This is a genomic window from Rhodococcus sp. 66b (assembly GCF_002076325.1).
Taxonomy (GTDB): Bacteria; Actinomycetota; Actinomycetes; order Mycobacteriales; family Mycobacteriaceae; genus Rhodococcus_F; species Rhodococcus_F erythropolis.
In genome coordinates this window covers 123,541-135,965 of record NZ_MUZB01000010.1, presented here as the reverse complement: position 1 = coordinate 135,965, position 12,425 = coordinate 123,541, and the positions used below count along the sequence as shown (strand labels likewise).

Genomic DNA, 12,425 nt, shown 5'->3' with positions numbered 1-12,425 from the left:
GCAGTGCAGAGCGGTCAGAGAAGTGGAGAAATTTCGCCGGTTGGACGTTTGTCCAACAATTTGTCCGAATCGCATATTTCGCGGCTCGCTCTGTGTTCTACTCCTCTCCAGGGTTTGAGCTGGTGGTGAGCAAACGACGAAGACGTATTCGCTTCTCTGTCAGCTCGAGGCCGGTTCCCGGACCCGGCTTCAAGCCGAGAGCTCGATCTTTTCGAGCGCTACTCAAGGAGAATGTGAATGGTGTCGACGTTGATGCGCCGAGGAGTAGGGGTGGCCGCATCCTTGACCGGATGCGTTGCCCTGGTCGTCGGCGGAGCGGGAGTTTCATCCGCCGCTGATGTGAACCTTCCGTTCACGGCATCGTGTCACGGGTGGCAGTTCCCCGGTCCGATCACACACAACGAGACGCGTGATTCCGGCGTCACGATCAGTGCCCCGACCGTGGTTCCGCCGAACTCGACCTTCACCTACCGACTCGCCCCCAAGCCGATGACGGTCCCCAATGACGGCTACGACCTCAGGTCCGTCGTGAACTGGACGCGTCTCAAGTTCGATTTCGACATCCCTGCAGGCACCTCTTACGTGGGGGCGCAGCTCGTGGCCGGCACCAGCTCGAATCTGGGTGGGGTCGCCCCGACGATCACGCGGGTGAACGATGCCGGTTCACCCGATCCGAATGGGACGCATCTTCGTATCTCCGGCAACAACATCACGGCGGGCAACGGACCCAACACCGACGACAACGGCGGCGGCGGAATCGAGGTCGGTGGAGGAAAGACGTTCCAGCTCCCGGCAGTCGACGTCACCGTCACGTCAGGGGCTGTGGGAACCCAGATCAAGCCCATGCTCCGCGTTTCCGACACCAACTCCGGTTCCTACGACAGTGCCGCCAACTACCTGACCTTCCTGCAACAGGAGACACTGCTCGGTGGCGTCAAATACTGGCTGACCACCAATTGCTCACCACGCGACAATCGTTCGGCCGGATTGAACGCAGGCGGCCAGCCGCTCGCCGTGATCAATGTCGACTCCAGCCTCGCTCAGACACAGACGCGAATCGACGCACCCGGTAAAGCTGTCGTCGGTGACTCCGTGGAGCTGACGGCAACGGTCACTCCTTGGCCGTCGGGAGGAACAGTGCAGTTCCGTGACGGAGGGGTAGACCTCGGCGCTCCGGTGGCCGTCGTCAACGGTGTCGCAAAGGCCAACCGCACGATGACAACAGCGGGCGACCACAACATCACGGCGTACTACACGGGATCTGCCGGTTTCATGGAATCGATGTCGGGCGCCGTGACGATCAACGTGGTCGAACCGTCCGAGCCCGAGCCTGGCACCGGTAGCCTCGGCAGCCTTGGTACCCCCGGATTCGGGTCGTGAAAACTGTGAACAGAAACCAGGATTCGTCGATGAACTCGAAACTGTTACGCGGCTCTGCGATTGCAACCGTCTCGGTACTGGCCGGCGGATTGTTCGCGATCGCCGGCGGCGGGACCGCCGCTGCTGCCCCCGAGACCAAGAGCGTGGCCTTCACAACTGCATGCCATGTGCGCGAGATGGACGGTGCGGCAAGCCCGATCACGTTCAACGAGACGCTCGGCTCGGGGGTCACCATCACCGCGCCGACCACCGCGGCACCAGGTGAGACCATCACCTACCGGGTGCAGCCGAACGAGATGAAGGCAAACGGCGGCGGCCATGCCAGCCGTGGAGTCGTGCATTGGGCCCGGATCAAGTACGACTTCGACATCCCGTCGGGCGTCGAATTCGTGAGTTCCCAGCTTGTGGCGGACAGTGCGTACGGCCTCGGATCCGACAGTGCCACTCCAACAGTCACACAGATCGACGACGGCGGTAATCCATCGGCATCCGGTACGCACCTGCGTATCTCCGGATCGAATCGGACCATCGGAAACGGTCCGTCCTCCGCGGTTCGATCGAGTGACGGCATCATCGTCGGTGCCAACACCAAGTTCCGACTCCCCGCAGTCGACGTCACAGTCAAAGCCGGTGCGGCTGGTAGCGAGATCAAGCCTTCGCTGCGAGTTTCCGATCCCGGCTCCGCCAACTACGACGACGACCGAAATGCGCTCACATTCGTCCAGCGCGAGAAGGATGTCTTCACAGTCAACTACTGGGAGCGCTACAACTGCTCCCCGCGGGACAACAGGAACTCCGGCCTCAACGCCGGTGGGCAGGCCCTGACCACCATCTACGTCAGCCAACCGACAACCACCACAATCCAGATGCCCGACTCGATCCAAGCCAGCACACCGACAGAGCTTGTCGCAAAGGTGGATCCGGCTCCGGTCAACGGAAACGTGCAGTTCAGGGTGGACGGCGCTGACGTCGGTACACCTGTCACGCCCGGTGCCGACGGCACTGCCCGGCTACCGCATACCTTCTTCACCGCCGGAACCGCGCGGGTCTCCGCAACGTTCCAGGGAGTCAACGGATTCCAGAGTTCCAACTCGACAGAGACGATGGTCACGGTGACTGCCGCACCTGTCGTCAAGCAGACCGACACTGCCGTGAACGTTCCTACCGATGCAAAGACGGGCGTATCGGTGTCGCTGAGGGCGCAGGTCACGCCGACCCCCACTGGTGGCACTCTCCAGTTCAAGGATGGCGCTGCAAATATCGGTGCCCCGATCCCGGTGGGCGCTGACGGAAAAGCCACTCTGGAACACGCATTCACCTCGGCCGGATCTCATGCAGTGTCGGCCTACTACTCCGGCGCAACAGGATTCATGCCGTCGATGGCATCGGCCCAAACGGTCACCGTGTCTGATCCCGCGCCGTCCGATGTCACCACCTCGACCTCACTGGCAGCTCCCGCGACGGCCAAGCAGAATGTCGCGGCAGAACTTTCCGCAACGGTCAGTCCTAATCCGGGCGGGGGTTCGGTTCAGTTCTTCGACGGTGACCAACCCATCGGACAACCCGTTGTCGTCGGAGTCGATGGTGTGGCGCGACTGACGCACACTTTCGCATCGACGGGCGACCATCCGATCAAGGCGGCATACGCCGGGCGAAGCGGATTCACGCAGTCTGCGTCGGACGAATCCGTCGTAAAGGTTTCTGCTGCGCCTGATGATGGCGGAAACGGCGGCTCGGGCAGCCTCGGTTCGCTGGGCGGTCTCTTCGGTTCCTGATCGCATTTCTCTCGACACTGTTGCCGCTGCACCGATTCGGAGCAGCGGCAACAGCATGTCGCGGCCGTAGTCATAGCACTGATTGATTGATCGATGGAGCACAAGTGTCCAGGAATTCCTTTTCTCGACGGTCGTTTCTCGCCGCCGGGGTCGGCGCGACTGCAGTCGCCGCCGCTTCCCTTCTGCCGCCGTCGCTTCAACGTGCACTGGCGACACCCGCAAACTCCGGCGGGCTCGATTCGATCGAGCATGTTGTCCTCGTCATGCAGGAGAACAGATCTTTCGACCACTACTACGGCGCTCTGAGGGGTGTTCGCGGCTTCGGGGATCCGAATGCGTTGCGTCTACGCAGCGGCCAAAGCGTCTTCGAACAACCCGGGCCTACCGGTCCTGTGCTCCCCTTCCCCATCCGCGATTCCGCTGCAGCACAACGCATGGACACCCAGAACGTCACCGGGCTGGATCACAGCTGGGCGGGCGGACATGCCGCACTCGCCGACGGCTGGCACGACGGTTGGATTGCGGCAAAGACCGGTACGACGATGGCGTACTACGACCGGCAAGACATTCCCTTTCATTACGAACTGGCGGACTCGTTCACGATCTGCGACGCCTACCACTGCTCCGTTCCGACGTCGACGAGCCCCAACCGGAACTATTGGGTCTCTGGATACACCGGATACGAGCCACTTTCGCCTAATCCGACCGAGTCGGTCCTGCCTTCGGATCCGCCCGGCCCCGAGGGAAGAGCTGTAACCAATGCGGCCTACAACCCCTGGCACGCCGGCTACGGATGGACGACGGTTCCCGAGCGGTTGCAGTCCGCCGGCATTTCCTGGAAGACCTACCAAGAGTGGGACAACTTCGGAGACAACAACCTCGAATACTTCACTGCCTTCAAGAAAGTGGCGGCAGGGCTGCTTGGTCGGCCAAGCCTGCTCCCCTACGAACTGCAGACCTTGGCCGGGTTCTATCTCGCGCTGCCGTCGATGCCGGCGCCGGTCCAGGACGCAGCGGTACTGGCCCTCGAGAATGCTGCAGACCAACTGTCGCCTGCTGATCGCCAACTCTACGATCGCGCACTGTACCGATCCCGGCCCGGCACACTGGCCGCCGAGTTCAGGAAGGACGTCGAGTCGGGCCGACTGCCGCAAGTCAGTTATCTCGTTCCGTCCGAAGTGGATTCGGAGCACCCATCGGGATCGTCACCTGCGGCGAGCGCAACACTGCTCTATCAAGTGCTCGACGCCGTCGCCTCCGATCCCGATCTGTGGGCGAAGACGGCCGTGATCGTCAACTTCGACGAGAACGACGGGTACTTCGACCATGTACCGCCACCTCGACCACCGCGCTCGGTCGCAACCGAATGGGTCGGCAATCAGCCGCTCGGTCTCGGCCCGAGGGTGCCGATGACGATCATCTCGCCGTGGACTGTTGGCGGTTTCGTTTGTTCACAAGTGTTCGACCACACGTCCGTCACACAATTCCTGGAGAAGCGGTTCGGAATCACGCAGCCGGAAATCGACCCGTGGCGACGCACGGTGAGTGGCGACCTGACGTCGGCGTTCGACTTCGCCAACCCGCGTAGCCGACCGACTTTGGCGCGCCCGCAGCCCACTCCGCCTCTGGAACCGCGGTGGACACCGACCCCACCCACCGAGCAGAGAATGCCCCTGCAGGAAAGCGGCACTCGACCAGCACGGGCCCTTCCCTATCAGCCCGACGCCTACACGACGGTGAACCCGGAAACCGGCTCGTTGACGGTCCATCTGGTCAATGCCGGTGCCGCATCGACTCACCTGGCCTTGTACCCGTACGCAGGTGAGTTCGACGAGCCACGGCATTACGACCTCCTGGGCGAGGTCGATGACACCGTTGCGCTCAGTGATCGCGTCTACAGCCTGACCCTGTTGGGTCCCAATGGTTTCAGGCGCGAGTTCAGTGGAGCTACAGACAGTGCGGCAGGTTCGCTCGACGTCTCGACAACCATCGACGCAGGGTCGCGCGCGCTTGTACTGACCGCGAACAATTCCGGAAGTCGTGCACTCTCCGTCGACGTCGACGGAGACCGACGGAAGCTCGCTGCCGGCACACGCGGCCGGTGGGCGGTGGCGTCGGTGGACGGCTGGTATCAGGCCACCGTGACGGTCGACGAAGATCCTGAATTCAAGCGCGTGCTCGTCGGACACATCGAAAACGGGCGTACCAGCGTAAGCCAACCGACGTGAATCGACACCGAGTGATCAAGACCAGGGCTGAATCCCCAGTCGGACAAGTCAATCCATCCACACATCCAGGAGGAGTTTCCGTGCGCCGTATCCCGCTCTCAGCACTGATAGTCGCGGGCTCACTGATACTGGGCGGCGGAATCGCCGCTGCCGAAGGTAGCCTGCCCACGTCGGGGAGCGCCGGTGGCACTTCGATGTCGCCGTCGTACCTGACCGATGACGCCGGCCGCTCCTTGATCCTGCGAGGGTTCAACACGGCGTCGAGCGCAAAAAGCGCACCCGACGGCATGCCGAAGTTCACCGAAGACGACCTCGAGCGCGAACATGCAGACATGGGAACAAATTTCGTGCGGTTCCTGATCTCCTGGCGTTCGGTCGAACCGGAACCAGGACAGTACGACCAGGAGTATCTCGACCGCGTCGAGGACCGGGTCAGCTGGTATGCCGAGCGCGGCTACAAGGTCATGCTCGACATGCATCAAGACGTCTATTCCGGCGCGATCACACCAGAGGGCAACAGCGGCAACGGCGCAGGCAACATCGGCAACGGCGCACCGGCCTGGGCGACATACATGGACGGCCTTCCGGTCAGCCCTCAAGACCGCTGGGAGCTGTACTACATCCAACCCGGCGTGATGCGCGCATTCGACAACTTCTGGAACACCACCGGCCAACACCCCGAACTGGTCGAGCACTACGCGAACGCATGGCAGGCGGTGGCCGAACGTTTCGCAGGCAATGACACCGTCGTGGCATACGACCTGATGAACGAGCCGTGGGGCGGTTCCCTCCAAGGCCCCGCATTCGAAGGCGGGCCCCTCGCTGCCCTGTATCAGCGAACCACCAATGCCATCAGGGAAGTTGATCAGGACAGCTGGGTGTGTGTGGCCCCGCAGGCCGTCGGCGTCAACCAAGGTGTCCCCAGCGGACTGACGAAGATCAACGACCCACGAGCCGGCGAACAGCGAATCGCCTACTGCCCACACCTGTACCCACTGCCCCTCGATCTCGGTGACGGATACTCCGGCCTCTCACGCACCCTCACCGACGCGACCATCGACACCTGGCGCGACAGCGTCGAACACATCGCCGGAAACGTACTCGGCGGCGTCCCGGTCATTCTCGGCGAATTCGGGCTCGACACAACACTGCCCGGCGCAACCGACTACATCGACCGCGTCTACACGACCGCCCGAGAACTCGGCGCGGGCGTCTCGTACTGGTCCAGTGATCCCGGGCCTTGGGGCCCGTACCTGCCGGACGGAACACAGACACTCCTCGTCGACACCCTGAACAAGCCGTATCCGCGTGCCGTCGCGGGCACACCCGCCGAATGGTCCTCGACCGTCGACCGCCTTCAGCTGACGTTCACCCCGAACCCCGCGGTGACGGCGCCGACGGAGATCTACCTACCCGAGAGCGGCTTTCCCTGCGGCGTCGACGTCGCAGGCGCCGACATCGTGAACTGGAACCCCCAAAGCCGTCTTCTCACAGTGGAAACCGCGGACGACGTGGGCCTCGTCACAGTCACGGTGACGCCGGCAAGCTGATCGCGAGCGTCGAAGTTCCTGGATATTTGTCCAGTTCTTTCGTAACGTACAAGCGACGGGTGATCAGCCGACGGAAGGCGAGTATGTCCACGGGGAAGATGTCTGTCCAAGATCGTGTTGCGCGGGTGGTGCTCGATGTCGTTGGCGCCTTACCGACCGGCGCGCAGCGCATTCTCGGTGGCAAGCCGAAGGAGATCGACGGACAGACTCTGCACCCCGAGATCCAGCTTGCACTGCGATTGCTCTCGGCAGTGGAAGGTACGAGCTTCGAGCATCTTCCGGTCGAAGAGGGACGAGCTCAGATCGACGCCGAATCGCGACTGTTCGGCGGTACGCCCATCGACATCGAAACGGTTCGCGACCTCGAGATCCCGGCCGGAGACCACGCGATTTCCGCTCGGCTGTATCGCCCGGCCGGGGTCTCCACGCCCGCTCCACTTTTGGTGTACTTCCACGGCGGCGGGTTCGTCCTCGGCAGCCTCGAGAGCGGCGACAGTGTGTGCCGCTTCCTGGCCCGCCACGGCGAAGTCAGTGTGCTGTCGGTGGACTACCGGCTGGCACCGGAGTTCCCCTTTCCCTCCGGGGTCGACGACGCCGTCGCCGCATTCCGGTACTGCGTCGAACATGCCGCGGAACTGGGCGCCGATCCGAAATCCATTGCAGTGGGCGGAGACAGCGCCGGCGGGAACCTGGCTGCCGTCGTCGCGCAGTCCACGACCGAAGACGACGTCAAACCCGCATTCCAACTGCTCTTCTTTCCCTGGGTGGACCTTTCGTCGAAGCGCCCGTCGCACAAGATGTTCGGCACCGACTTCTTTCTCACCGACGCCCAACTCGACTGGTATGCAGCCCATTACCTGTCGGGCGGCACTTCGGCTCTCGACCCGCGAGTCTCACCGCTGCTCACTCCGGACCTGGCCGGCCTACCGCCCGCGTACGTTGCGGTCGCCGGTTTCGACCCACTACGCGACGAGGGCGAAGCGTATGCGAACCGGCTGCGAGAGGCCGGAGTCCCGGTCGCACTGAGGCGTCACAGCGGTTTGATCCATGCCTTCGTCAACACCACCGGCGTCGGCCACACCGGACAAGACGCGATGTTCGAGGCCTGTGGCGCTCTGCGAGTTGGACTTTCGGGCCCGCGCTGAGGGCACCTCAGGAAACGGGGAGTGCCAGATCCGCCCACTCGACCATCGCTTCGAGCACGGAGCGCAGTTCCATCCCCGTCGCGGTGAGTTCGTACTCCACTCGCGGCGGCACCTCGGCGTAAGCAGTCCGGGTCACCAGGTCGAACTCCTCGAAACGTTTGAGCCTGGCCGACAGTGTCCTTGGACTGATGCCGGGCAAAGCGCGTCGTAGTTCCGTGAAGCGCATGGGGCCGTGCGTGAGCTCACGAACGATCAGCGTTGCCCACGGTCCGTCCAGGACCAGCAGGAAGCGCGCGACGCCGCACTCCGGAAGCACGTGACCTGATTCACTCATCGATTCCCCATTAGTTCACTTGAAGTAACTGGTTCCCGATGTGAACTATAGGCGTCATGACTTACACAGTGCATGGCGCCACCGGCGCACAGGGCTCTCCCGTTCTCGCAGGATTGGTCGCGGCTCTCGCCGGATCGGCAGGGGCCGAAGTCCGAGCAATTACCCGTAACCCTGACCAGACGTTCGAGGGTGCGAACACCGTCGTCGCGGACAATGCGTCAGTCGACTCTCTCGCCGACGCTTATCGCGGGGCGGACGGGGTGTTCTTTCACCTGCCACTCGCCGGCGACACCGAGACGCTAGCTGGTTATGCCCACAATGTTCTGGCTGCAGCGAGAGCGGCGCGCCCTTCGCGGTTCGTGATCTCTACCAGCGGCACGGTGATCGGCGACGCTACTTCGCCGCTTGCCGGTCCCAACACACCCGTTCTCTCCGAGCTCGTCGACGGACTTCGCGCCGAAGGCATCGCGGTGACCGTTCTGACCCCACGTTTGTTCCTCGAGAATCTTCTTCTGCCCACTGTGCTGTCGGGAGTGAAAGACGAAGGCGTCCTGCGTTACCCACTGCGTGCCGATCTCGCGGTCGCATGGAGTTCACATCTCGACGTCGCTGATGCAGCCGTCGCGGCCCTGACTCTCGACGTAGCACCGGACGCGGTCGACGTCGGACAGATTCCGGCGATCACCGGTATCGAATTGGCCGAGGCATTCGCCGAACACTTCTCGCGCGCGGTAACTTTCGAAGCCGTGACACCCGATGCCTTCGGTGCATCGATTGCGCCGATCATCGGAGCGGGTGCAGCAGCCGGGGTTTCCCAGCTCTACACGGGACTCGAATCTGCCGACAGCGTCGCGTTCGACTCCGCGACGGGTTCTACTGCTGCCCTGGGTATCACTGCCCGCAGCACGCGGGCCTGGCTGGCAGATCTCGGGGTGAACTGACCGGACAACGCAAAAGGCCGGCTCCGCGAAGTATCGCGTGGAGCCGGCCGATTTCCGGGGTTACCGGTGCGTGCGGGTCTTCAACTGGCGGTTCAGCTGCCGACTCCCGAAGTCCAGACCGGCACCGTCACTGGTGGCCAGCACGGTGAGTCCAGCGGCGACCAGCAACGAAATAAGCACAACGCTCATGGTGAGTCACCTTTCTTCCTGTAGTGAAACGGTTTTGCGCCTCCGGGAAATGCCGACATATCCGGCACCCCACTTCAGCTGACCTCAAAGTATCTGTAACTATGGGTTACGCGCAATGTGTGGTCCCTCACCTGAAAGCGCAGGGTGATGCGCAGATCACGCTGCATTCGATGGCGGACTTACCCGGCCAGAACCATGCTCACGAACTCGTCGGCGAGCGCGTGAGCGTCCGCACCGCTGCCAGGAACCACATCTGGCGCACTGTGCACCAATTGCATCTGCCCCAGGTACATCGAATAGGCAAGTACGCCACGATGTTCCGCTTTCTGCCTGTCCATCCCCAGATCGACCAACAACGTCACGATGTAGGCGACTCGACGCTCGGTGACACGTCGAACCGCCGCCGAAACCACAGGATGGTCGATCCCGGCAAGCAGTTCCAACTCCGCACGGCGACCGGCCAGTCCGGTTGTGACCGCGTCGACCAGGCGACGCAACCTCACCTCTGCCGGTTCGCCGGAGGCCTCGACGGAAGAGATCAGTCGCTCGGTTGCCAGAACTTCCCATCGATCGAGCGCAGCCTGCAGCAATTCGTCACGGTTCGCAAAGTGCCAATAGAAGGAACCCTTGGTCGATCCCAGCGTGCGTGCCACCTTCTCCACAGCGACGGCACCTGGCCCGTGGCTGGTCAGAGCCTCGAAAGCAGCATCGATCCACTGATCGCGGGAGAGTCGGGCGCGGGCATTCGTCACCTCCGTACGGTACCGTATGGGTAAGTTCCATACGGCACCGTACGGAGGATGAAATGACACTCGCATTCAAGGCAATGCCTGCACCGGACTGGGCAGAAGCCACCACGATCACCATCCCGTCTGTTCCGACCCATACATCCGAGGAGTGGGCGCAGGCCGTCTTCGACGTCAGGAATGTCCCCGCACCAGTCCTCGCGATGTTCTGGTTCAGGGAGCGGGTAGTCGGACTGCTCGGCATCGCCAAGGGACGCCCGGACACCTTTACCGTCGACAAGATCGCCGACGGAGAGGCCCTCATCGAGGCGGACGAGAAACACCTACGATTCGTCGCCTCGGTTCAGGCCGACAACGACGCCGGTCTCCTGCACGTCGTCACTGCCGTGGAGCTGAAGAACCGCGCGGGCCGAATCTACTTCGCACCAGTTCAGGTACTGCACGGCGTGATCACGCGGGCAATGATGACGTCTGCTCGAAAGAGACTGTGCACGTGATCAACCGTCCGGACCGCCCTTGAGTTCGAGGCTGATCTGATCGGCGTCCAGCGCGGCCAGTGCCGATCCGAGCATCCGTGCGTCGAACAGGCCGTCGTCCCGCGCGTCGAGTAGCGCTTGGCGCTGCGCGTCGATCACGTCGAGCCGGGTCTTCTTCTTCGACTGCCCCTCGGGTGGAACGAAACTCGCAGAAGCATCCTCGAGTAGAGCGAGCAAACGTCGATGTTCGTCGAGTTCGGAATCGGTGAGGTCCTGCGCTGCCGGACCGACCGCCAACACGACGCGCTTCAACGTCCCACCCTGAAGGATCAACGAGCCGGCTGCGACCAGGAACGCCACCAAGATCAGAAGCGATCGACTCGGAGTGTCTTCCGGAAGAGTCTGCGCGGCAGCCAGAGTGACCGCTCCGCGCATACCGGCCCAGATGACGATCGTCCCTTCACGCCATCCCAACGGCGCGGCAAGGTAGTAATCGATATCGGCAACCGTCCGCCGCACCCGAATCTTGAACCGTTCCATCTGATTCGCCGAAGGCGCCCGGCGCCTGCTACGCCGCCCTTCGTCCGGTGGGTAATCCTCTGGATTTTCGAGACGATTCGCGATGTCGGAGAGTCTGGGTTTCATGCGTTCGCGAAAGTTCGCCCGCGCTTGGAGTGCTCGCAGTAGCGGCGCGACGTACAGAGCCCGAACCAAGATCGTGAGGAACAGTGCACCCGCAGCGACGAAGACTGCGGTGGTGATTCCCTCGTGGTCGACCCGGACATCGTCGACTATCGACGAGAGTTCGAGGCCCATCACCAGGAAGATCGCACCTTCGAGGACCAGTTCGACTGTGCGCCAGTTCTGGGAGTCCGACAACCGATGACGCGGCGAAAGCTTCCGAGGAGCGTCGTAGCCGGTGACGAGCCCGGCCACGACGGCAGCAACCAACCCCGATGCACCCAACTCTTCGGCGGGGATCGCGGCCAGAAACGGCACCGTGAACGAGATGACCGTGTTGACCGTCGAGTCGGTGACACGGGCACGAACCATCAGGTTGACCTTGCCGACGACAACACCGATGACCGCGGCCACGACGACGGCAAAAGCGAACTTGCCCAACACACTCCACAGCGATACCGACGCGGCCGCTCCGGCGATGGCAGTACGCAACAGGACCAGAGCGGTAGCGTCGTTGAGCAGGCTTTCGCCTTCGAGGATCGACACCACCCGCGGCGAGACCGGGAGTTTCTTGACGATGGACGTCGCGACGGCATCCGTCGGGCTCACGATCGCGCCGAGTGCAATGCCCCACCAGATGCCGAGTCCTGGTATCACCCACGAGAAGAACACACCGAGAACCAGCGCACTCACCACGACGAGGAGAACTGAGAGCCCACCGATAGCACCGAATTCACGCCGAAACTCCATCGACGGCATCGAGACCGAAGCTGAGTACAGCAGCGGCGGAAGCACACCCGCGAGAATCCATTCCGGATCGATGTCCACTGCTGGGACAAAGGGGAGGAGGCTGACAACGATCCCGGCCATCACCAGAATCAGCGGCGCCGCGACTCCGATCCGCGCCCCCAGCGTCGAGGCGGCGACGATTCCGAGTAGTCCCAGCACAACGATGATCAGAGCATCCACAGTTCCCCCGC

The 12,425-nt window shown here is 62.8% G+C and carries 11 protein-coding genes; 7 read left to right on the top strand and 4 right to left on the bottom strand.

Annotated elements, in window-relative coordinates:
* Positions 1 to 270 precede the first annotated feature (270 nt).
* The 5 genes from B0E55_RS19785 to B0E55_RS19765 all read left to right on the top strand — a co-directional run bounded on the left by B0E55_RS19785 (position 271) and on the right by B0E55_RS19765 (position 8,078).
* On the top strand, positions 271 to 1,380 hold the full coding sequence (locus tag B0E55_RS19785; RefSeq protein WP_241896100.1) for an Ig-like domain-containing protein: 1,110 nt from the start codon (positions 271 to 273) through the stop codon (positions 1,378 to 1,380).
* Positions 1,381 to 1,409: 29 nt separating this feature from the next.
* On the top strand, positions 1,410 to 3,155 hold the full coding sequence (locus B0E55_RS19780; RefSeq protein ID WP_241896099.1) for an Ig-like domain-containing protein: 1,746 nt from the start codon (positions 1,410 to 1,412) through the stop codon (positions 3,153 to 3,155).
* A 104-nt stretch (positions 3,156 to 3,259) separates the two neighbouring features.
* Positions 3,260 to 5,383, top strand: coding sequence for a phosphocholine-specific phospholipase C (locus B0E55_RS19775; protein ID WP_080910278.1), 2,124 nt, complete (start codon positions 3,260 to 3,262; stop codon positions 5,381 to 5,383).
* Between the two features lie 80 nt (positions 5,384 to 5,463).
* On the top strand, positions 5,464 to 6,933 hold the full coding sequence (locus B0E55_RS19770; RefSeq protein WP_080910360.1) for a cellulase family glycosylhydrolase: 1,470 nt from the start codon (positions 5,464 to 5,466) through the stop codon (positions 6,931 to 6,933).
* A gap of 83 nt (positions 6,934 to 7,016) precedes the next feature.
* Positions 7,017 to 8,078 carry an alpha/beta hydrolase gene (locus tag B0E55_RS19765; protein WP_080910277.1) on the top strand — a complete coding sequence of 354 codons (1,062 nt, stop codon included), beginning with the start codon at positions 7,017 to 7,019 and terminating at the stop codon, positions 8,076 to 8,078.
* A 7-nt stretch (positions 8,079 to 8,085) separates the two neighbouring features.
* Here B0E55_RS19765 and B0E55_RS19760 read toward each other — a convergent pair whose 3' ends face one another.
* Positions 8,086 to 8,412, bottom strand: a complete 327-nt coding sequence (locus B0E55_RS19760) for a winged helix-turn-helix transcriptional regulator (RefSeq protein ID WP_019745900.1) — start codon at positions 8,410 to 8,412, stop codon at positions 8,086 to 8,088.
* Between the two features lie 56 nt (positions 8,413 to 8,468).
* Here B0E55_RS19760 and B0E55_RS19755 point away from each other — a divergent pair, with 56 nt between their 5' ends.
* Entirely contained in the window at positions 8,469 to 9,353 is an 885-nt protein-coding gene (locus B0E55_RS19755) for an SDR family oxidoreductase (RefSeq protein WP_080910276.1), read from the top strand.
* 60 nt (positions 9,354 to 9,413) lie between these two features.
* On the opposite strand, the gene B0E55_RS32490 is transcribed toward B0E55_RS19755, so the two are convergent.
* Both B0E55_RS32490 and B0E55_RS19750 read right to left on the bottom strand, forming a co-directional pair.
* A complete protein-coding gene (locus tag B0E55_RS32490) occupies positions 9,414 to 9,542 on the bottom strand; it encodes a hypothetical protein (protein WP_003943237.1) in 129 nt (42 codons plus the stop codon).
* Positions 9,543 to 9,721: 179 nt separating this feature from the next.
* A complete protein-coding gene (locus tag B0E55_RS19750) occupies positions 9,722 to 10,294 on the bottom strand; it encodes a TetR/AcrR family transcriptional regulator (RefSeq protein ID WP_021333326.1) in 573 nt (190 codons plus the stop codon).
* Positions 10,295 to 10,347: 53 nt separating this feature from the next.
* Between B0E55_RS19750 and B0E55_RS19745 the strand changes: the two genes are divergently transcribed.
* Positions 10,348 to 10,785 (top strand): DUF2867 domain-containing protein, encoded by a 438-nt coding sequence (locus tag B0E55_RS19745; protein WP_080910275.1) that lies wholly within the window; start codon positions 10,348 to 10,350, stop codon positions 10,783 to 10,785.
* Here B0E55_RS19745 and B0E55_RS19740 read toward each other — a convergent pair whose 3' ends face one another.
* A complete protein-coding gene (locus tag B0E55_RS19740) occupies positions 10,786 to 12,414 on the bottom strand; it encodes a cation:proton antiporter (RefSeq protein WP_080910274.1) in 1,629 nt (542 codons plus the stop codon).
* Between the last annotated feature and the right edge of the window lie 11 nt (positions 12,415 to 12,425).

Bases quoted from the DNA above. Each gene is read 5' to 3' on its own strand.
- B0E55_RS19780 (WP_241896099.1), top strand. From the start codon at position 1,410: ATGAACTCGAAACTGTTACGCGGCTCTGCGATTGCAACCGTCTCGGTA.
- B0E55_RS19760 (WP_019745900.1), bottom strand. From the start codon at position 8,412: ATGAGTGAATCAGGTCACGTGCTTCCGGAGTGCGGCGTCGCGCGCTTC.
- B0E55_RS19765 (WP_080910277.1), top strand. From the start codon at position 7,017: ATGTCCACGGGGAAGATGTCTGTCCAAGATCGTGTTGCGCGGGTGGTG.
- B0E55_RS19755 (WP_080910276.1), top strand. From the start codon at position 8,469: ATGACTTACACAGTGCATGGCGCCACCGGCGCACAGGGCTCTCCCGTT.
- B0E55_RS32490 (WP_003943237.1), bottom strand. From the start codon at position 9,542: ATGAGCGTTGTGCTTATTTCGTTGCTGGTCGCCGCTGGACTCACCGTG.
- B0E55_RS19745 (WP_080910275.1), top strand. From the start codon at position 10,348: ATGACACTCGCATTCAAGGCAATGCCTGCACCGGACTGGGCAGAAGCC.